This window comes from Methylobacterium sp. 1973 (genome assembly GCF_040545035.1).
Taxonomy (GTDB): domain Bacteria; phylum Pseudomonadota; class Alphaproteobacteria; order Rhizobiales; family Beijerinckiaceae; genus Methylobacterium; species Methylobacterium fujisawaense.
This window is the reverse complement of sequence record NZ_JBEPLA010000018.1, coordinates 31,171-49,163: the sequence shown is the minus strand read 5'-3', so window position 1 is coordinate 49,163 and position 17,993 is coordinate 31,171. Positions and strand designations below refer to the sequence as shown.

At 70.9% G+C, this 17,993-nt stretch carries 19 protein-coding genes; 13 read left to right on the top strand and 6 right to left on the bottom strand.

Annotated features, from left to right (window positions below):
• Positions 1 to 202: 202 nt before the first annotated feature.
• Positions 203 to 469 carry a GCG_CRPN prefix-to-repeats domain-containing protein gene (locus tag ABIC70_RS25480; RefSeq protein WP_051044832.1) on the bottom strand — a complete coding sequence of 89 codons (267 nt, stop codon included), beginning with the start codon at positions 467 to 469 and terminating at the stop codon, positions 203 to 205.
• Between the two features lie 118 nt (positions 470 to 587).
• Entirely contained in the window at positions 588 to 1,610 is a 1,023-nt protein-coding gene (locus ABIC70_RS25475; protein ID WP_075380220.1) for a P1 family peptidase, read from the bottom strand.
• Between the two features lie 50 nt (positions 1,611 to 1,660).
• Between ABIC70_RS25475 and ABIC70_RS25470 the strand changes: the two genes are divergently transcribed.
• The gene (locus tag ABIC70_RS25470) at positions 1,661 to 2,587 is read left to right on the top strand and encodes an NAD(P)-dependent oxidoreductase (RefSeq protein WP_342462542.1); all 927 of its coding nucleotides are present in this window, start codon (positions 1,661 to 1,663) and stop codon (positions 2,585 to 2,587) included.
• Between the two features lie 45 nt (positions 2,588 to 2,632).
• Here the strand turns inward: ABIC70_RS25470 and ABIC70_RS25465 are convergent, their stop codons facing one another.
• Positions 2,633 to 3,490 carry a S49 family peptidase gene (locus tag ABIC70_RS25465; protein ID WP_043757384.1) on the bottom strand — a complete coding sequence of 286 codons (858 nt, stop codon included), beginning with the start codon at positions 3,488 to 3,490 and terminating at the stop codon, positions 2,633 to 2,635.
• A gap of 219 nt (positions 3,491 to 3,709) precedes the next feature.
• On the opposite strand from ABIC70_RS25465, the gene ABIC70_RS25460 reads away from it, so the two are divergent.
• From ABIC70_RS25460 to ABIC70_RS25425, 8 genes are all read left to right on the top strand, one after another.
• Positions 3,710 to 4,027 carry a hypothetical protein gene (locus tag ABIC70_RS25460; RefSeq protein ID WP_078947154.1) on the top strand — a complete coding sequence of 106 codons (318 nt, stop codon included), beginning with the start codon at positions 3,710 to 3,712 and terminating at the stop codon, positions 4,025 to 4,027.
• A 187-nt stretch (positions 4,028 to 4,214) separates the two neighbouring features.
• Positions 4,215 to 6,977 carry a DNA gyrase subunit A gene (gyrA, locus tag ABIC70_RS25455; RefSeq protein WP_354441791.1) on the top strand — a complete coding sequence of 921 codons (2,763 nt, stop codon included), beginning with the start codon at positions 4,215 to 4,217 and terminating at the stop codon, positions 6,975 to 6,977.
• Between the two features lie 61 nt (positions 6,978 to 7,038).
• Positions 7,039 to 7,542: a pantetheine-phosphate adenylyltransferase gene (gene coaD / locus ABIC70_RS25450; RefSeq protein ID WP_043352282.1), complete on the top strand. Its 504-nt coding sequence runs from the start codon at positions 7,039 to 7,041 to the stop codon at positions 7,540 to 7,542.
• A gap of 16 nt (positions 7,543 to 7,558) precedes the next feature.
• Positions 7,559 to 8,107, top strand: coding sequence for a peptidylprolyl isomerase (locus ABIC70_RS25445; protein ID WP_043352284.1), 549 nt, complete (start codon positions 7,559 to 7,561; stop codon positions 8,105 to 8,107).
• A 7-nt stretch (positions 8,108 to 8,114) separates the two neighbouring features.
• On the top strand, positions 8,115 to 8,612 hold the full coding sequence (locus ABIC70_RS25440; protein WP_354441788.1) for a UCP034077 family protein: 498 nt from the start codon (positions 8,115 to 8,117) through the stop codon (positions 8,610 to 8,612).
• 77 nt (positions 8,613 to 8,689) lie between these two features.
• Positions 8,690 to 9,148 carry a peptidylprolyl isomerase gene (locus ABIC70_RS25435; RefSeq protein WP_043352288.1) on the top strand — a complete coding sequence of 153 codons (459 nt, stop codon included), beginning with the start codon at positions 8,690 to 8,692 and terminating at the stop codon, positions 9,146 to 9,148.
• A 94-nt stretch (positions 9,149 to 9,242) separates the two neighbouring features.
• Complete coding sequence (locus ABIC70_RS25430) at positions 9,243 to 9,608, top strand: type II toxin-antitoxin system RelE/ParE family toxin (protein ID WP_354441786.1); 366 nt, start codon at positions 9,243 to 9,245, stop codon at positions 9,606 to 9,608.
• Positions 9,586 to 9,909, top strand: a complete 324-nt coding sequence (locus ABIC70_RS25425) for a helix-turn-helix domain-containing protein (RefSeq protein WP_043384402.1) — start codon at positions 9,586 to 9,588, stop codon at positions 9,907 to 9,909. Before ABIC70_RS25430 ends, ABIC70_RS25425 begins: the two co-directional genes overlap by 23 nt.
• Here ABIC70_RS25425 and mobA read toward each other — a convergent pair.
• The 3 genes from mobA to ABIC70_RS25410 all read right to left on the bottom strand — a co-directional run bounded on the left by mobA (position 9,860) and on the right by ABIC70_RS25410 (position 12,088).
• Complete coding sequence (mobA, locus tag ABIC70_RS25420; RefSeq protein ID WP_354441784.1) at positions 9,860 to 10,504, bottom strand: molybdenum cofactor guanylyltransferase MobA; 645 nt, start codon at positions 10,502 to 10,504, stop codon at positions 9,860 to 9,862. The two genes, ABIC70_RS25425 and mobA, sit on opposite strands and share 50 nt — an antisense overlap.
• 4 nt (positions 10,505 to 10,508) lie before the next feature.
• Complete coding sequence (gene apbC, locus ABIC70_RS25415) at positions 10,509 to 11,657, bottom strand: iron-sulfur cluster carrier protein ApbC (protein WP_043352298.1); 1,149 nt, start codon at positions 11,655 to 11,657, stop codon at positions 10,509 to 10,511.
• Positions 11,658 to 11,815: 158 nt separating this feature from the next.
• Positions 11,816 to 12,088: a hypothetical protein gene (locus ABIC70_RS25410; protein WP_043352300.1), complete on the bottom strand. Its 273-nt coding sequence runs from the start codon at positions 12,086 to 12,088 to the stop codon at positions 11,816 to 11,818.
• Between the two features lie 143 nt (positions 12,089 to 12,231).
• Between ABIC70_RS25410 and ABIC70_RS25405 the strand changes: the two genes are divergently transcribed.
• The 4 genes from ABIC70_RS25405 to ABIC70_RS25390 all read left to right on the top strand — a co-directional run bounded on the left by ABIC70_RS25405 (position 12,232) and on the right by ABIC70_RS25390 (position 17,887).
• Entirely contained in the window at positions 12,232 to 12,735 is a 504-nt protein-coding gene (locus ABIC70_RS25405; RefSeq protein WP_043352302.1) for a pyridoxamine 5'-phosphate oxidase family protein, read from the top strand.
• Positions 12,736 to 12,857: 122 nt separating this feature from the next.
• Positions 12,858 to 14,150 carry a nicotinate phosphoribosyltransferase gene (gene pncB, locus ABIC70_RS25400; RefSeq protein ID WP_043352305.1) on the top strand — a complete coding sequence of 431 codons (1,293 nt, stop codon included), beginning with the start codon at positions 12,858 to 12,860 and terminating at the stop codon, positions 14,148 to 14,150.
• Between the two features lie 113 nt (positions 14,151 to 14,263).
• Entirely contained in the window at positions 14,264 to 15,718 is a 1,455-nt protein-coding gene (locus ABIC70_RS25395; protein ID WP_354441781.1) for an MmgE/PrpD family protein, read from the top strand.
• A 114-nt stretch (positions 15,719 to 15,832) separates the two neighbouring features.
• Positions 15,833 to 17,887 carry an AI-2E family transporter gene (locus tag ABIC70_RS25390; RefSeq protein WP_354441779.1) on the top strand — a complete coding sequence of 685 codons (2,055 nt, stop codon included), beginning with the start codon at positions 15,833 to 15,835 and terminating at the stop codon, positions 17,885 to 17,887.
• The last annotated feature ends 106 nt before the right edge of the window (positions 17,888 to 17,993 follow it).

Here is a 17,993-nt window from a genome sequence, read left to right as displayed (position 1 = left end):
GCGGACATGGCACGCGGGCCGCAAGACACCGGTCCCGCAGAAGCCCGGGGCTCGGGGCCGCGTCCGAGCCGCCACGCGGGTCCGAGCCTCCCGGCGTCTCGCCAGCGTGCGGTTCCGTTCCGCTCGCCCCGGGCGCACTCCAGTCGGACCCGACGCCGTCGTGCGTCGGCACCGCCCCGGCGGGCGGCACCGACGCCATCGCTCAGCGGTGGCAGAAGCCCCGCGGGCCGCGGTAGAGGCCGGGCGGGCAACCGCGGGGCGCGCCGGTCATGGCGCGGCGCATCGCACCACGCGGACCGCGGTTCAGGCGGCAGCCGCCATACGGCCCGCGATGCGCGCCGAACCCGCACCCGCCGCGCACGAGGGTGACCGAGGCGTCGCCGCCGGACAGCGGCGCCACGGGCATCGCCTGGGCGCCGCCGGCGAACAGTGCGACGGACGCGGCGATGATCAGGCCGGTCATTTTCATGAGGAATCCTCCCGTTTGGCACAGGTCGCGGCCCGGCGCGATCCGAGCCACGACACGGCCTTCGGCCGCGCCCTGTAACCCCGGTCCTGCCGCTTCGTTCCGGAGCGGGCGTGGCGGATCAGGCGCCGTAGAGGTCGCGCCAGGCCGGCGGAAGCCCCGCACCCGCCAGGGGCGGCGACGGCGCGAGCCCCGGCAGGCTCGTCGCGGCGAACACCCCGCGCGCCACGGTCCGGGCCAGGACCCGCGCGGCGACATCTCCGAGGCGAGCGAGGTCCACCACCGGGTCGGCGAGGGGCACGGCGCCGGTCGCCACGGCGAAGACCAGATCGCCATCGAGCGGCGTATGGGCCGGCACGAGGGCGCGGGCGAGGCCGTCCTGCGCCGCCACCGCGAGGCGCCGGCACTGCGCCTTGGTCAGCGCCGCGTCGGTCGCCACCACGGCGAGCGTCGTGGCGGCGCCGGGCAGCGCGCGCATCGGGAAGGCGTGGGCTTCGGCGGGAACATGGGCCGGCGCGCCCAGGCCGCCGAACTCGTCACCATCCTCGAAGGGCGCGGCCCAGAAATGCGGGCCGTCGCCGACGGTCGCGTTGCCGAAGGCGTTAACGGCGGCGAGGGCCCCGACCCGGAAGTCCGTGCCCGGTACCCGCGCCGAGGCGGATCCGATCCCGCCCTTGAGCCGACCCGTGCGCGCGCCGGTCCCGGCCCCGACGGAGCCGAGGGCGAAGTCCGCGGCCGCAGCCGCGGCGGCCGCGAAGCCCAGCTCGCGGTAGGGCGGGTAGCGCCCCCAGGCCTTGTCGCCGCCGTTGGGGAGATCGAACAGGATCGCGCCGGGAACGATCGGCACCCGCATGCCGCCGACCGGGAAGCCGCGCCCGGCCTCGGCGAGCCACGCCGTCACCCCGGCCGCCGCGTCGAGACCGAAGGCTGAGCCCCCGGACAGGACGAGGGCGTCGATCCGTTCCACGGTACGTTCGGGATCGAGCAGGTCGGTCTCGCGGGTGCCCGGCCCGCCGCCGCGCACGTCGACGGAAGCGACCACCGGATCGTCGAACAGGATCGCCGTGACGCCGCTCGCAAGCCGCAGATCGGTGGCGTGACCGACCCGCAGGCCGGGGATGTCGGTGATGCGATTCTGCAGCATGGGTCGAGCTTGCCACGGCCGGCGATCGGCGCAAATCCGGCCGGGCGCCGTTGACCGCCGCGCGGGGGCACCCAGGTTGGCAGGCGGCAGAGCGCGTCGAGGAGCAAGGCATGGACGTTGGATTCATCGGACTGGGGCGGATGGGTCGCGCCATGGCCGCCAACCTCGCGCGGGCGGGTCACACGGTCCGCGCCTGGAACCGCTCGCCCGAGGCCGCGCGCGGCATCGACGGCGTCACCCCGGTGGCGAGCGCCGCCGAGGCCTTCGCCGGCGACGCGGTCATCACCATGCTGGCCGACGACGCGGCGCTCGAAGCCGTGATCATGGCCGGCGGCCTGCTCGACCGGCCGGAGCGCCCGGGCCTGCACATCGGCATGAGCACGATCTCGGTGGCGCTCGCCCGGCAGCTCGCCGCCGTGCACGAGCGGGCGGGCGTCCCCTACATCGCGGCGCCGGTCTTCGGGCGGCCGGACGTGGCGGAGGCCGGCAAGCTCAACATCGTGACGGCGGGGGCGGCGGCCCTGATCGACCGCGCGGGCCCGCTCCTCGACGCCATGGGTGCCAGGACCTGGCGTTTCGGCGACGACCCGGCGCGGGCGAACGCCGTCAAGCTCGCCGGCAACTTCATGCTGATCTCGGCGATCGAGGCCATGGCGGAGGCCTGTGCCCTCACGGAGGGCCACGGCGTCCCGGGCGCCGACTTCCTCGACCTGATGACCAACACGCTGTTCGCCGCGCCGGTCTACAAGGGCTACGGCGCCTCGATCGCGCAGAACCGCTACGAGCCGCCGGGCTTCCTCCTCAAGCTCGGGGCCAAGGACATGCGGCTCGCCCTCCAGGCCGCCGAGGGCGCGGGGGTGCCGATGCCCTTCGCGAGCGTGCTGCGCGACGGCCTCATCGAGGCGATCAGCCACGGCGACGGCGAGAAGGATCTCGCGGCGCTCGCCCGCGTCTCCGCCCGGCGTGCCGGGCGGTAGCGGATCTCCGAAGGGCACCGAAGCGCGAAGCCCTCCGGCCCCGTCTCAGAGCCCGTAACGGGCGAAGGCTGCGCGCTCCGCGACGGCGGCCATCGCCCCCTCGGCGAGTTCGATCCCGCCCGGCGCGCCGCCCCGGCGCAGCAGGCGGGAGACGAGGCCGCCCCGGGCCTCGGCCACGAGGCGCAGGTCGACCGTCTCGCCGAAGCGGGCGCGCATCGCGGTGCGCAGGTCGCCGAGCGCATCGACGAGACCGAGGGGCAGCGCCTGCCGCCCGGTCCAGACCGCGCCGGTGAACAGGTTCTCGGTGCGGGCCAGGGTCGGGCGCCGGGCGGTGACGAGGCCGGTGAACAGGTCCTGCACGTCGGCCTGGATGCGCTTCAGGCGCTCCACGTCGGCGGGATCCTCCGGGCGGAACGGGTCGAGCATCGACTTCGCCTCGCCCTGCGTATGAACGCGACGCTCGACACCGAGCTTCTCCAGCAGGCCATGGAAGCCGAACCCCGACGAGACGACGCCGATGGAGCCGACGATCGAGGTCGGATCGGCGACGATCTCGTCGGCCGCGCAGGCGATCATGTAGCCGCCGGAGGCCGCGACATCCTCCACGAAGGCGATCACCGGCAGACGCTTCTCCTCGGCGAGGGCCCGGATGCGGCGGTGGATCAGGTGCGACTGCGCCGGTGAACCGCCCGGCGAGTTGATCAGCAGCGCCACCGCCTTGACCCCCGGCATCCCGAAGGCCCGCTCGAGGCTGCCCGCCACGCCGCCGATCGAGAGGCCCGGACGGATCGGAGACACCGCCCCGATGGTGCCGGAGAGCCGGACCACGGCGACCCGCGGACGGCGATCCCTGAAGCGGCGCGGCAGGAGGGCGCGGACGGAGTCGGGGAACGCGAACGCCATGGGAGTCTTACGCGGCTCGTCGAAGGACCGGGCGGGGGACGGCCCGGATGCGCCTGTCCGGAAACTGGGCGCTTTGCCGCCGCACGCAAGGGCGGCGCATCTGCGCAGTCAGAACGGATCGAACCGTTTGCCGACCTTGGCCGTTTCCGGCGACGGCGCGAGCCTCGTGCCGGCCCGGATCCGCTGGACTCGGACGGGTGCTCACACGGGAGAGAAACGATGCGACCCTGGCCAATCCTGGTCCTCCTCGCCGCCCTGCTCGGCGGGCTGGCGAGTGCGCCTGCGCGCGCGGCGCCCCTGCCGGTCCCGGCGAGCGCCGAGGCCGCAGCGCCCGCCCCCGCCGTGCAGCAGGCCCGCTGGCACTACCGGCGCCACTGGCACCGGCACCATCATTGGCGCCGCCACTGGCATCATCGCCGCCACCATTGGCACCGCCGTCACCATTGGCACCGGCACCACCATTTCCGCCGTCACTGGCACCGCCACCACGTCTGGCACGGCCGCCGTTTCGGTCCCCGGCACGTGACGTTCTACTGAGCGAAGCCCCCCGCGTCCCGGCCCGATCCGGCCGGGACGCGGCCTCGCGGGCGACCTTGCGGGCGGCCTCGGAAAACCTTATTTAACCGTCTGATATCACTGCTCTTCCGTAAGGCCGTTGCGGCGCATCGCGCGCCGCCTGGCCGCCGCGAGCACCGCCCGTCCGGGCCTCAGAACGGAAATCGACTTGGCCGAGAACGATCCGACTGGCGCCGCCCCGCCCGCCAGCGACATCCGCCCCGTCTCCATCACCGACGAGATGCGCCGCTCCTACCTCGATTACGCGATGAGCGTGATCGTGAGCCGGGCGCTTCCCGACGCCCGGGACGGTCTCAAGCCGGTCCACCGGCGCATCCTCTACTCCGCCTTCGAATCCGGGCACCTGCCCGAGCGGAAATACGTCAAGTCGGCGCGCATCGTCGGCGACGTGATCGGTCTCTACCACCCGCACGGCGACCAATCGATCTACGACGCCCTCGTGCGGATGGCGCAGGACTTCTCCATGCGCCTCATGCTCATCGACGGGCAGGGCAATTTCGGCTCGGTGGACGGCGATCCGCCGGCCGCCATGCGCTACACCGAATCGCGGCTGGCCAAGCCCGCCACCGCGCTGCTCACCGACATCGACAAGAACACCGTCGATTTCGGACCGAACTACGACGAGTCGCGCGAGGAGCCGACCGTCCTCCCGGCCCGCTTCCCGAATCTCCTCGTCAACGGCGCCGGCGGCATCGCGGTCGGCATGGCCACCAACATCCCGCCGCACAATCTCGGCGAGCTGATCGACGCCTGCGTGGCCCTGATCGACGATCCGGGCCTGACCATCGAGCAGCTCACCGAGATCGTGCCCGGCCCGGACTTCCCCACCGGCGGCATGATCCTCGGCCGCGCCGGCACGCGCCAGGCCTACGCGACGGGGCGCGGCTCGGTGATCATGCGCGCCAAGTCGCATGTCGAGGAGCTGCGCAAGGAGCGCGAGGCGCTGATCTTCACCGAGATCCCTTATCAGGTGAACAAGGCGACCCTCGTCGAGAAGATCGCCGAGCTGGTGAAGGAAAAGCGCGTCGAGGGCATCTCGGACCTGCGCGACGAATCCGACCGGACGGGCATGCGCATCGTCGTCGAGATCAAGCGCGACGCCATGGCCGACGTGGTGCTGAACCAGCTCTACCGGTTCACGCCGCTGCAATCCTCCTTCGGCTGCAACATGGTGGCGCTGAATGGCGGCCGCCCCGAGCTGATGAACCTGAAGGACCTGCTCGAGGCCTTCGTGGATTTCCGCGAGGAGGTCGTCTCCCGCCGGACCAAGTTCCTCCTCGGCAAGGCCCGCGAGCGGGCGCACGTCTTGTGCGGCCTCGCCATCGCGGTGGCCAACATCGACGAGGTGATCCGCCTGATCCGGACCTCGCCGGACCCGAACACGGCCCGCGAGTCCCTGATGGGCCGCGACTGGCCGGCCCACGACATCGCGCCGCTGATCGCCCTGGTGGACGATCCGCGCCACCGGGTCGCCGAGGACGGCACCTACCGCCTGTCCGAGACCCAGGCCCGCGCCATCCTCGACCTGCGCCTGCAGCGCCTCACGGCTCTGGGCCGCGACGAGGTGGGCGACGAGCTGAAGACGCTCGCCGACGAGATCGCCGACTATCTCGACATCCTGCGCTCGCGGGTGCGCATCCAGACCATCGTGAAGCAGGAGCTGATCGAGGTCCGCGAGCAGTTCGCCACCCCGCGCCGGACCGAGATCGTCGACTTCGACGGCAGCGTCGAGGACGAGGACCTGATCGCCCGCGAGGACATGGTGGTGACCGTGTCGCATGCCGGCTACGTGAAGCGCGTGCCGCTCTCGACCTACCGGGCCCAGCGCCGCGGCGGCAAGGGCCGCTCCGGCATGGCGACCCGCGACGAGGATTTCGTCACCCGCCTGTTCGTGGCCAACACCCACACGCCGGTGCTGTTCTTCTCCAGCCAGGGCCAGGCCTACAAGGAGAAGGTCTGGCGCCTGCCGATGGCCGCCCCGAACGCCCGCGGCAAGGCGCTGGTGAACATCCTGCAGCTGCAGGACACCTCCGAGCGCATCACGACGATCATGCCGCTGCCCGAGGACGAGGCGTCCTGGGAGACGCTGGACGTGATGTTCGCGACCGCGAGCGGAAACGTCCGGCGCAACAAGCTGTCGGACTTCACCACGGTGAACCGCAACGGCAAGATCGCCATGAAGCTCGATCCAGGCGACCACATCGTCCATGTCGAGATCTGCCGTCCGGACCAGAACGTGCTGCTGACCACGGCGCTCGGCCAGTGCATCCGCTTCCCCGTTGAGGACGTGCGCGTCTTCAAGGGCCGCGATTCGACCGGCGTGCGCGGCATCCAGCTCGCCAAGGACGACCGGGTCATCTCGATGACGATCCTGAACGCCTTCGACGCCACCGCGGAGGAGCGGGCCGGCTACCTGAAGATGCGTCGCGCCGTGACCGGCGAGGCGGAGGAGAACGGCGACGCGGAGGCCGAGGACGGCGCCGAGGCCGCGGCGATCTCGCTGGACCGCTACAACGAGATGGGGGCGGCCGAGCAATACGTGCTCACCCTGTCGGAGCGGGGCTACGGCAAGCGCTCCTCGTCGTTCGAGTACCGGACCTCGGGACGCGGCGGAAAGGGCATCACGGCGATGCGGGTCAACGCCCGCAACGGCAGCCTCGTGGCGTCCTTCCCCGTGGAGGCCTCGGACCAGATCATGCTGGTCACCGATGGCGGCCAGCTGATCCGCGTGCCGGTGGACGACATCCGCATCGTCGGCCGCGCCTCGCAGGGCGTGACGGTGTTCAACACCGCCAAGGACGAGAAGGTCGTCTCGGTGGAGCACATCGAGGGCGAGGACGAAACCAACGGCGAAGCCGGGCAGGAGCCCGGCATCGAGGGCAGCATCGAGGGCGGTCCCGAGGAGGCATGAGGCTCCGGCCGTCCCGCCCCGAGGTTCCGTCCCGCGCAAAAATGCTCTAGGTCGGGTCGCGATGACCCGCACTGCCCTCTATGCCGGCTCGTTCGACCCGGTCACGAACGGCCATCTCGACGTGGTCCGCCAAGCCTGCCGGCTGGTGGACCGCCTCGTGATCGCCATCGGCGTGCATCCCGGCAAGGCGCCGCTGTTCTCCGCCGAGGAGCGGGCGGCGCTCCTGACCGAGACCTGCGGGCCGGTGGCGCAGGAGGAGGGCGCGACGCTGGAGATCGTGACCTTCAACGATCTCGCCGTCTCGGCCGCCCGGCGCTGCGGTGCCGCGCTGTTCATCCGCGGCCTGCGCGACGGCACCGACCTCGACTACGAGATGCAGCTCGCCGGCATGAATGGCGCCATGGCGCCGGAGGTGCAGACCGTGTTCCTGCCGGCCTCGATCCAGGTGCGCCCGATCACCGCGACGCTGGTGCGCCAGATCGCCGGCATGGGGGGCGACGTCTCGCCCTTCGTGCCCGCCGCCGTGGCCGCGCGCCTCCGGCAGCGCTTCGCCGCCCATTCCTGAGACTGGAAGGACTTCGATGAACCGACGCCACGCCCTCCTCGCGCTCGCCCTCACGCTCGGCACGGCCCCGGCGGCCTGGGCTGCCGACGCCAACACCGTCTACCTCCAGACCAAGGACGGGCGGATCACCATCGAGCTGCGGCCGGACCTGGCGCCCAAGCACGTCAAGCAGATCAAGACGCTGGTCTCGCAGGGCTTCTACAACGGCCTCAAGTTCCACCGGGTGATCGACGGCTTCATGGCCCAGACCGGCGATCCGAAGGGCAACGGCACCGGCGGCTCCAGCCTGCCGAACATCCCGGCGGAATTCACGCAATCGGCCCAGTTCCGCCGCGGCACCGTGGGCATGGCCCGCTCGCAGGATCCGAACTCGGCGAACTCGCAGTTCTTCATCTGCCTCGGCGACGCGCCGTTCCTGAACGGCCAGTACACGATCGTCGGCAACGTCACGGACGGGCTCGACGTGCTCGACAAGATCAAGAAGGCCGCCCCCGGCGCGCCCGGCGGCGCCGTGCAGGACCCCGACAAGATCGTCAGCATGACCCTCGCCGAGAAGGCCAAGTAGCGGCCGCATGCCGGGTCGGCGCGCCGCCTCGCTCCTCCTGCTGAGCTTGATCCCGGCGGCCGCCGCGGCCTATGACGGCGCCCCCTTCTACGGCTACGCCGACGAGCCGGGGGGCGGCTATCCGCTGAGCCTGCCCCAGACCCTGCGCGCGACGATCGCGGTGCCGGTGTCGCGGATGGCGACGCGGCCCGCCGACACCCTGGCCGAGCTCTATCCGGCGCTCGCCGCCTGCTGGCAGGCGCCGGGCGGCCTCGCCCGCCCGGGCGACGGGGCCGGCGATATCGAGATCACCGTGCGGCTCGCGCTGCGGCGCGACGGGAGCCTGATCGGCCCGCCGCGCGTCACATACGCGGCGGGCACCGCGGGCGATCAGCGGACCGCTCTGGTGCGCGGCACCCTCGACGCCCTGGCGCGCTGCACCCCGGTCCACATCACGGCGGGCCTGGGCCGGGCCATCGCGGGCCGGCCGGTGGCGCTCCGCTTCGTCTACCGCCCGCCGGCCTGAGGGCCGGCGCACCCGTTACGGGCGCTGGCCGGATCCGGCGCGCGCCGATACAGTTCCCCCAACCGGAAGGAAAGACTATGGCCGACAACGAGACCATCGTACTGGAGACCACCAAGGGCCGCGTCGTCATCGCGCTGCGTCCCGACCTCGCCCCGGGCCATGTCGAGCGGATCAAGACGCTCGCCGCCCAGGGCTTCTACGACGGCGTGCCGTTCCACCGGGTGATCGACGGGTTCATGGCCCAGACGGGCGACCCGACGGGCACCGGCTCGGGCGGTTCGGACCTGCCGGACCTGAAGGCCGAGTTCAACGCCGAGCCGCACGTGCGCGGCACCTGCTCCATGGCGCGGACCAACTTCCCGCACTCGGCGAACTCGCAGTTCTTCATCTGCTTCGACGACGCCCGCTTCCTCGACAAGCAGTACACGGTGTGGGGCAAGGTCGTGGAAGGCATGGACGTCGTCGACACGATCAACAAGGGCGAGCCGCCGCGCTCGCCGGACAAGATCGTGAAGGCGACCGTCGGCGCCGCCTGATCGTCCCTCACCCGCGCGCCCCGCAAGGCGCGCGGGTGAGCCCCGCGCAAGACCCGGATGCCAGCCTCGCGCGGTGTCCGAGTCCGATACCGGAATGCGCACCTTCAAGCCGGCCTGGTTTGCCAAGGCGGCACGAAAGGCCGGCATTGCCGACCGGGAATTGTGCGCGGCAATCAGAGACGTCGCGAAGGGCCAAGCCGACGACCTGGGCGGCGGTGTCTTCAAGAAGCGCCTGAACCGGAACCGACACCGGAGCATCATCCTGACCAAGGTCGGCTCCTATTGGCTGTCTCAGTACATCTTCGCCAAGAAAGATCGTGCCAATATCGATGACGATGAGCTGAGAGCCTTCCGTCAGCTAGCCAAGGCACTTGAGAAGACTTCGGAGGTGGATATCGCCCGCCTCGTCTCGACCGGGCACATCACGGAGATCTGCGATGGTGGGGAAGCGGACATTTAAAGGTGACGCCTTCGAGTCGATTCATGCGACCGCCGCAGCCCTCCATGAGGCTGGTGTGACCGACATGGCGACGATGCGCTGGTTCGACGAAGCATGCCTCACCGCGCCGCCCGCGATCGAGCCAGCTCAGATCAAGCGGCTTCGCGAAAGCCTCAACGTGAGTCAGCCGGTCTTCGCCCGCTATCTCAACACGAGCGAGAGCACGGTCGAGAAGTGGGAGACGGCCGCCAAGAAGCCCAGCGGCATGGCGCTCAAGCTCCTGACGATCGTCCAGAAACATGGCCTTCAGATCCTGACCTGAGTCCGAGCGCTTCCGCCGCGGCCAGATCCTCTGGCGTGTTGATGTTGAGGAACGGGTCCACCGGCTCGACCGGCCAGGACGCCACCGCTGCGCCATGGCGGTCGATGAAGGCGCCGACGCGGCGCTCGCCGCGCCCCAGATAGTCCCGCAGGTCGTCGCGCAGAATCGTCGGCCAGAGGGCGATCGTGAAGTGCCGCCGCGCGCCCGAGGCAGCCAGGGCAATGCCCGATTCAGGGCCGGCCGCGCATAGCCGCGCCACCAGATCCTCCGGCAGGAAGGGCGCGTCGCCCGACACGCTCACCACCCGCGCCATCCCATGTCCTGCGGCGTGTTCCAGCCCGGCGAGGATGCCGGCGAGCGGGCCCGGCTGATCCGGCAGCGGATCCGGCAGGACCGGCCCGGGAAACCCGGAAAACCGGGCCGGGTCGCCGTTGGCGCTGAGGGCGAGCCCCGCCCCGCATTGCGGCCCGAGCCGTTCGACCACCCGCTCCAGCAGGGTCCGCCCGTCGAGGCGCAGCAGCGGCTTGTCGCCCCCGCCCATCCGCCGCGCCTGCCCGCCGGCCAGGATCAGGCCCAGGACCGGAGGGGCGGGCACGGTCTCACTCGAAGACGATCTTCGGCGCCGTCCGCCCGGCCGGCGCACCGGACAGGTTCGCCCAGAGCTGGGCGGCGATCTCCCGATAGACCTTCGCGTGCGGCCCGTCCGGGTCGGTTGCCACCACGGGCCGACCGGAATCCGAGGTCTCCCGGATGGTCATGTCGAGGGGCACCTCGCCGAGGAACGGCACGCCGAGACGCTGCGCCTCGATGCGCGCGCCGCCATGTCCGAAGATGTGCGAGGCGTGGCCGCAATTCGGGCAGACGAAGGTCGCCATGTTCTCGATCACGCCGAGGATCGGCACCGCGACCTTCTTGAACATGGTGACGCCGCGCCGGGCATCGATCAGAGCGAGGTCCTGGGGTGTGGAGACGATCACGGCGCCCGAGAGCGGCGTCGCCTGCGCCATGGTGAGCTGCGCGTCACCGGTACCGGGTGGCATGTCGACGAGGAGCACGTCGAGCTCGCCCCAGAGCACGTCCCGCAGCATCTGGGTGATGGCCGACTGGACCATCGGGCCGCGCCAGATCATGGCCGTCTCGGGCTCGATCAGGAAGCCGATCGACATGACCTTGAGCCCGTAGCCGACCATCGGCTCCATGGCCTTGTTGTCCACGACGGTGGGCTTGCCCGAGAGGCCGAACAGCTTGGGCACCGACGGGCCGTAGATGTCGGCGTCGAGGAGGCCGACCTTCAGCCCCTGGGCCTGGAGCGCCAGGGCGAGGTTGCAGGCGGTGGTGGACTTGCCGACGCCGCCCTTGCCGGAGGCCACCGCCACGATGTGGCGCACGCCCGCGATCTGCGGACCCTGGTTCGGCGGCGCGCCGGGCCGCGGCGGTGCGACCGGCGGCGGCGTCACGGGACGCGGGGCGGCGCTGCTCTGCGCCGGATGGCTCTGGCTCCGCTCGGAGGTGAGGCTCGCGAACACGCCCGAGACGCCCGGCATCTGCAGGACGCGCCCTTCCGCCTGCCGCCGCACCGGCTCGAACCGCTCGGCCTCGCTGGGATCGACCAGGATCGAGAACATCACCCGGTTGTTCGGATCGACCACGACCTGGGAGAGCCGGCCGGAGCCCGGCAGGGTGGTGCCGGCGGCATCGACGGTGACGCTGGCGAGCGCCTTCAGCACGTCGTCGCGGGTAATCGCCAAGATGTCCTCCAGCGGGCAAACAAGTATGCCCGTGCATGTAACCGAGCGGGCCGAGAACACCAGACCCCGCGTCCTCAATCGACGACCGGCCCGAACGCCTGCGTCCCGACGCCCGTCCCGGCCGGATCGGCCTCACGCCGCTCCGCGGTCGTCTTCGGTCATCGCGGTCGAGCGATGAGGTTACAGTCTTCCATGGGTCCGCGCACCACGGTCCCGTCGCCGCGCCGGTAGACGCCGTGACGCAGGCGGCGGCAGCCGAGGGGGCCACGCAGGCGCTTCACGCGCTCGATATGGACGCTGCCATAGCGCCGGTGCGAGAAGTCATGCCCGCCGATGCGCACGCCCGGGCCGAAGCGCACCTCGGCCGCGGCCGGCCGCAGGCTGAGGCCGAGCGTGACCAGCACCAGCGGCACCGCCGCACGGACGATCATCCGAACGCGTTTCATCCGAACCTCCGTCACCGCACGGGCAAGCTGAACCAACGGGAGATTGATCCGTTGTCGGGGCAGCCTTCGGCGGCCCCCCTCTCGGAGAGGCCCGCCGGGACCGACACGACGCGTAGGAGACCATTTTCATGCATCAGGGCAACCACCGCGACCACGAAGGCGCGAAGAAGCTGTTCGAGCTCATCAAGGACGTGAAGATCGCCATGATGACCACCGTCGATTCCGACGGCACGCTCAACAGCCGCCCGATGTGGAACAACGATGCCGACGAGAACGGCGACCTGTGGTTCTTCACCAAGCTGCACTCGCCCAAGACGACGGAGATCAGCCGCGACAACCAGATCAACCTCGCCTATTCCGACCCGTCGAGCCAGAACTACGTCTCGGTGGCCGGCAAGGCCGAGATCGTCCGCGATCAGGCGATCATCGACGCCAAGTGGAATGAGAGCCTGAAGACGTGGTTCCCCAACGGCAAGAATGATCCCGAGGTGGCGCTGATCCGCGTCCATCCGGAGAAGGGCGAGTATTGGGACAGCCCCAACAGCACGATGCTGCACCTCTACGGCTACGTGAAGGCCTCCCTCACCGGCGAGAGCCCCAAGACCGAGACCAAGAAGGTCGACCTCGCCTGAGGATCGGTCTTCAGGACAGGCGTTCGCACGGGCGGTTTCCGGGAGGAGGCCGCCCGTCTTCTTGACGGGCGCGGGCTCGGCATGCGCTCTGCGCCATCGAAGCGCGGCAGAGTGCGAAAAGAATGCTCGATCTGGCGAAGCGGGTCTACGATCACAGTTTCCGCATCGACCCGATCGTGCGGTCGCTGCTCGACACCGATTTCTACAAGCTGCTGATGGCGCAGACGATCCTGCGCCGGCACCCCGCGATCGAGACCACCTTCGGCATCACCAACCGCACGCGGCGCATCCGCATCGCCGACGAGGTCGATGCCGGCCTGCTGCGCGAACAGCTCGATCACGCCCGGACGTTGCGGCTGAGCAAGAGCGAGATCACCTGGCTGCGCGGCAACGTGTTCCGCGGCCAGGGGCGCATCCTCGGGCCGGAATTCGTGGCGTGGTTCGAGACCTTCCGGCTCCCCGACTACGAGCTCGCCGTCCATGACGGCCAGTACGAGCTGACCTTCCACGGTCCCTGGATCGAGACCACGATGTGGGAGGTCCCGGCGCTCGCGATCCTCAACGAGCTGCGGGCGCGCGCCGTGCTGCGGGGCCTCGGCAAGCTCGACCTTCAGGTGCTCTACGCCCGGGCCATGACCCGGGTCTGGGAGAAGATCGAGCGGCTTCAGAAGCTGCCGGACCTGTCGGTGGCGGATTTCGGCACGCGCCGCCGCCACGGCTTCCTCTGGCAGGACTGGTGCGTGCAGGCCATGGCCGAGGGCTTGGGCGGCGCGTTCCTCGGCACCTCGAACTGCCTGATCGCCGCGCGGCAGGAGGTCGAGCCGGTGGGCACCAACGCCCACGAGTTGCCGATGGTCTACGCCGCCCTCGCCGAGGACGACGGGGCGCTCGCCGCCGCGCCCTACGCGGTGCTGGCCGACTGGCAGGAGGATTACGGCGGCAACCTGCTGGTGATCCTGCCCGACACCTACGGGACCACCGGATTCCTGGCCAATGCTCCCGACTGGGTCAGCGACTGGACCGGCATCCGCATCGATTCGAAGGATCCGATCGAGGGCGGCGAGGAGGTGATCCGGTTCTGGCAGGCGCGCGGGCACGATCCGCGGGACAAGCTCGCGATCTTCTCCGACGGGCTCGACATCGACGAGATCGAGCGCATCCACGCCCGGTTCCACGGGCGCATGCGCATCGGCTACGGCTGGGGCACGCTGCTCACCAACGATTTCCGCGGCCTCCTGCCGGACGGCAAGCTCGATCCGGTCTCCATCGTCTGCAAGGTCACGGAGGCGAAGGGCCGACCCACCGTGAAACTCTCCGACAATCCCACCAAGGCGCAGGGCCCGGCCGACGAGGTCGCCCGCTACCGGCGGGTCTTCGGCGTGGGCGAGCAGGAGGCGCTGCCGGTCCTCGTCTGAGAGCGGTGTCAGACCGGGCGCGATGAAACGCCCCGGCTGACCGGACACAATCGAATTCATTATCATGTCGACCAACCGGAGCCGCCGGGAGCGGCCCTGCCTGGGAGAACGCCATGTCGATGAATCGCCGCTCGCTCATCGGGGCCGCGGGGCTCGCCCTCGCGACGCCCGCGCTGCAGGCCGGAGAGGCCGCCGAGGCGGCAAAGCCCGCCGCCAAAACGCCGCCGCCGCACGTCACGAAGATCCTCGCCCAATGGATCCTGGGGTCGTCCTACGACACGCTGCCCGATCCGGTCCGCCGCGAGAGCGTGCGCAGCGTCCTCAACTGGGTGGGGGTGGCGATCGGCGGCTCGCACCATGAGACCGTGGACGTGGCGGTCTCGGCGCTGCAGCCCTTCTCGGGTCCGCCCCAGGCCGGGCTGTTCGGCCGGACCGAGCGGTTCGACATCCTGAACGCCGCCTTCCTCAACGGCGTGTCGAGCCACATCTTCGACTTCGACGACACCCACCTGAAGACGATCATCCACCCCGCCGGCCCGGTCGCCTCGGCGATCCTGGCCTATGCGGAGATGAAGCCGGTCACCGGCAGGGCCTTCCTCGACGCCCTCGTGGTCGGGATCGAGACCGAGTGCCGGATCGGCAATGCCGTCTACCCGAACCATTACGATGCGGGCTGGCACATTACCGGCACCTGCGGGCCGTTCGGCGCCGCGGCGGCCGCCGGGAAACTGATGGGCCTCACCGAGCAGCAGATGGTCTACGCGCTGGGGCTCGCCGCCTCGCAGCCCGTGGGCCTGCGCGAATCGTTCGGCTCGATGAACAAGAGCTTCAACCCGGGCCGGGCAGCCTCCAACGGCCTGTTCGCCGCGATCCTGGCGGCGAAGGGCTTCACCTCGTCGGACGGGATGATCGAGGCGAAGCGCGGCTGGGCGAACACGATCTCCACCAAGCAGGACTGGTCGGAGATCACCGACGGCCTCGGCAGCCGCTACGAGGCGCAGCTGAACACCTACAAGCCCTTCGCCTGCGGCATCGTCATGCACCCGACGATCGACGCGGCGATCCAGATCCGCGACGCCGACCACGTCCGGCCGGACGACATCAAGCGCGTCGACCTGAAGGTCCATCCGCTGGTGCTGGAGCTGACCGGCAAGACCGCGCCGAAGACAGGCCTGGAGGGCAAGTTCAGCATCTACCACGCGGCGGCGGTGGCCTTCGTGGAGGGCGCGGGCGGCGAGAAGCAGTTCAGCGACCGGGCGGTGAACGATCCGCGCGTGGTGGCGCTGCGCCAGAAGGTGGTCCCGGTGATCACCCCCGGCATCGAGCCCGCGCAGGTCGACATGACCGTGACGCTGAACGACGGGCGGACCGTCCACCGGTACATCGAGCATGCCATCGGCAGCATCGAGAAGCCGATGTCCGATGCGCAGCTGGACGCGAAGTTCGCCGATCTCGCCGCCGGAATCCTCCCGGAGGCGCAGGCCAAGCGGGTGATGCAGCTGTGCCGGTCGCTGCCCGAACTGAAGGATGCGGGCGACGTGGCGCGGGCCGGCGTGTCGGGGGCGTAGACGGCCGGCGCAGCCCGCGGGATCATTTTCAGCCCCCGTGCCGTTCCCCGTGCGCGTGGCTTCCGTTGCTCCCGGCGGAGGCCCGCACGTCGCGTACGGGATGCGGATCAGCGTATGGGTACCAAAACCCCGGTCGGGGTCGAACCGGCAGCCCGGTCCAGGGCGCCTCTGCTTCCGCCGCGGCCGACCCGCGTCGCCGCGGCCGAGACGCCGCGGGCCGCCATGGCGTCGCCCGTGGTGGTCGGGGCGACCATTATCGCGGCCCTGTATTTCGGTCGCGAGATCTTCATCCCCATCGCGATCGCGTTGCTCCTGTCGTTCGTGCTCACCCCGCTGGTGAACCGCCTGCGGCGGCTGCGGCTGCCCCGGCTGGTGGCGGTCGGCGTCAGCGTCGGTCTGACCCTGGGCATCGTGGCCGCCCTGGCGACCCTGATCGGCATCCAGGCGGCGGATCTCGCGGGCGACGTCCCGCGCTACCGGGCCACCATCGAGCGCAAGATCAACGGGCTGCGCGACTCGCCCGTCGGACACGCCACGGAATACGTCGCCAATATCGGGCGGGCGCTTCATGGCGGCGCCAAGGAGGTGAACAACCCGGAGGGCCAGCCGCCCGCGCCGCCGACACCGCCGCCGACGCCGCCGGGTCCCGAGCAGCCCCAGGCCGCGCCGAAACCCGTTCTGGTCGAGGTCGCCGCGAGCCCGCCGGGCCCGATCGAGATGCTGTCCACCGTGCTCTCGCCGGTGATGCATCCGCTGGCGACGGTCGGCATCGTCTTCGTGGTGCTGCTGTTCGTGCTGATGCAGCGCGAGGATCTGCGCGACCGCATGATCCGGCTGGCGGGATCGAGCGACCTGCACCGGACCACCGTGGCGATCGACGACGCCGCCAAGCGGCTCAGCCGCTACTTCGTAGTGCAGCTCGCTCTCAACGCCGCCTTCGGGATCGTGATCGGCATCGGCCTCTACGTGATCGGCGTGCCGAATCCGGTGCTCTGGGCGATCTTCGCGGCCCTGATGCGCTTCGTGCCGTATCTGGGGGCCGTCCTGTCGGCCCTCCTGCCGATGGCGCTCGCCGCCGCGGTCGATCCCGGCTGGAACATGATGATCGCCGTGGCGATCCTGTTCGTCGTGCTGGAGCCGCTCACCGGCCAGGTCTTCGAGCCGATCGTCTACGGGCAATCCACCGGGCTCTCACCCTTCGCGGTCCTGGTCTCGGCGCTGTTCTGGACCTGGCTGTGGGGACCGGTCGGCCTGCTGCTCTCGACGCCGCTCACCGTCTGCCTCGTCGTGCTCGGCCGCTACGTGGAGCGTCTGGAATTCCTGGACGTGCTGTTCGGCGACCGGCCGGCCCTGACCCCCGTCCAGAATTTCTATCAGCGGGTCCTGGCGGGCGATGCCGAGGAGGTGCTGGGCCATGCCGAGCTGATCCTGCAGCAATGCTCGCTCTCGTCCTATTACGACGACGTGGTGCTCAAGGCCCTCGAACTCGCCGCCCAGGACGCGGCCCGGGGGGTGCTGACCGCCCAGCAGAAGGCGGCGATGCGCGCGGCCCTCGCCGAGCTGATCGCCGACCTCTCCGACCGGAGCGACGCCGTTGCGGCCGCGTCCGGCGACGGGGAGGAGGGCGCCTGCAGCGCGCTGCCGATGGGTCCGACCCCGGAGGCGCTCTCCGAGGACTGGACCCGCGCGGGCGCGGTCCTGTGCGTCGCGGGCCGCGGCTTCCTGGACGAGGCCGCGGCTGCGATCCTCGCACAGATCCTGGAGAAGCGCGGCCTCGGCGTCCGCACGATCCCCTTCGCCGAGACGGCTTCCGCGCGGATCGGGCGATTCGATCCGGGGACGGCGCGCATGGTCTGCGTGGTCTCCCTCGCCCTCGACGGCGAGCCGACCCATCTGCGCCGGCTGATCCGCCGGCTGAAGGGTCGGTTGCCCGGGGTGCCGATCCTGCTCGGCCTGTGGCTCGCCCAGGATGACGGGGCGAGCCGCCTCGCCGGCGGACCGGGGGGCGCCGCGGAGGCCGATGGGCAGGTGGGGTCGCTGCGCGAGGCCGTCGAGGCGGTCCTGGCGCAGGCGGACGCCACCGTCGCAGCCGGACCCGGCGCGGCGCCGGACGGCGCCCCGGACCCGGAGCGCGGGGCGCCGCGTCTGCCGGCTTCGGCCGGCGCATGAGCCCGGGGGGCTTGACGGGCGGGGGGGCACCCCGGTTTCGTCGGGATCGGGCGGTCGGTCTGGCAGTCGGTCGGGCAGTCGGTCGGGCGGCCTTCGGGCACAGCAG

Coding starts and splice junctions, on each gene's coding strand:
- ABIC70_RS25480 (WP_051044832.1), bottom strand. CDS start 469: ATGAAAATGACCGGCCTGATCATCGCCGCGTCCGTCGCACTGTTCGCC.
- ABIC70_RS25475 (WP_075380220.1), bottom strand. CDS start 1,610: ATGCTGCAGAATCGCATCACCGACATCCCCGGCCTGCGGGTCGGTCAC.
- ABIC70_RS25465 (WP_043757384.1), bottom strand. CDS start 3,490: ATGGCGTTCGCGTTCCCCGACTCCGTCCGCGCCCTCCTGCCGCGCCGC.
- ABIC70_RS25460 (WP_078947154.1), top strand. CDS start 3,710: ATGCGACCCTGGCCAATCCTGGTCCTCCTCGCCGCCCTGCTCGGCGGG.
- coaD (WP_043352282.1), top strand. CDS start 7,039: ATGACCCGCACTGCCCTCTATGCCGGCTCGTTCGACCCGGTCACGAAC.
- ABIC70_RS25445 (WP_043352284.1), top strand. CDS start 7,559: ATGAACCGACGCCACGCCCTCCTCGCGCTCGCCCTCACGCTCGGCACG.
- ABIC70_RS25440 (WP_354441788.1), top strand. CDS start 8,115: ATGCCGGGTCGGCGCGCCGCCTCGCTCCTCCTGCTGAGCTTGATCCCG.
- ABIC70_RS25435 (WP_043352288.1), top strand. CDS start 8,690: ATGGCCGACAACGAGACCATCGTACTGGAGACCACCAAGGGCCGCGTC.
- ABIC70_RS25430 (WP_354441786.1), top strand. CDS start 9,243: ATGCGCACCTTCAAGCCGGCCTGGTTTGCCAAGGCGGCACGAAAGGCC.
- ABIC70_RS25425 (WP_043384402.1), top strand. CDS start 9,586: ATGGTGGGGAAGCGGACATTTAAAGGTGACGCCTTCGAGTCGATTCAT.
- ABIC70_RS25410 (WP_043352300.1), bottom strand. CDS start 12,088: ATGATCGTCCGTGCGGCGGTGCCGCTGGTGCTGGTCACGCTCGGCCTC.
- ABIC70_RS25405 (WP_043352302.1), top strand. CDS start 12,232: ATGCATCAGGGCAACCACCGCGACCACGAAGGCGCGAAGAAGCTGTTC.
- pncB (WP_043352305.1), top strand. CDS start 12,858: ATGCTCGATCTGGCGAAGCGGGTCTACGATCACAGTTTCCGCATCGAC.
- ABIC70_RS25395 (WP_354441781.1), top strand. CDS start 14,264: ATGTCGATGAATCGCCGCTCGCTCATCGGGGCCGCGGGGCTCGCCCTC.
- ABIC70_RS25390 (WP_354441779.1), top strand. CDS start 15,833: ATGGGTACCAAAACCCCGGTCGGGGTCGAACCGGCAGCCCGGTCCAGG.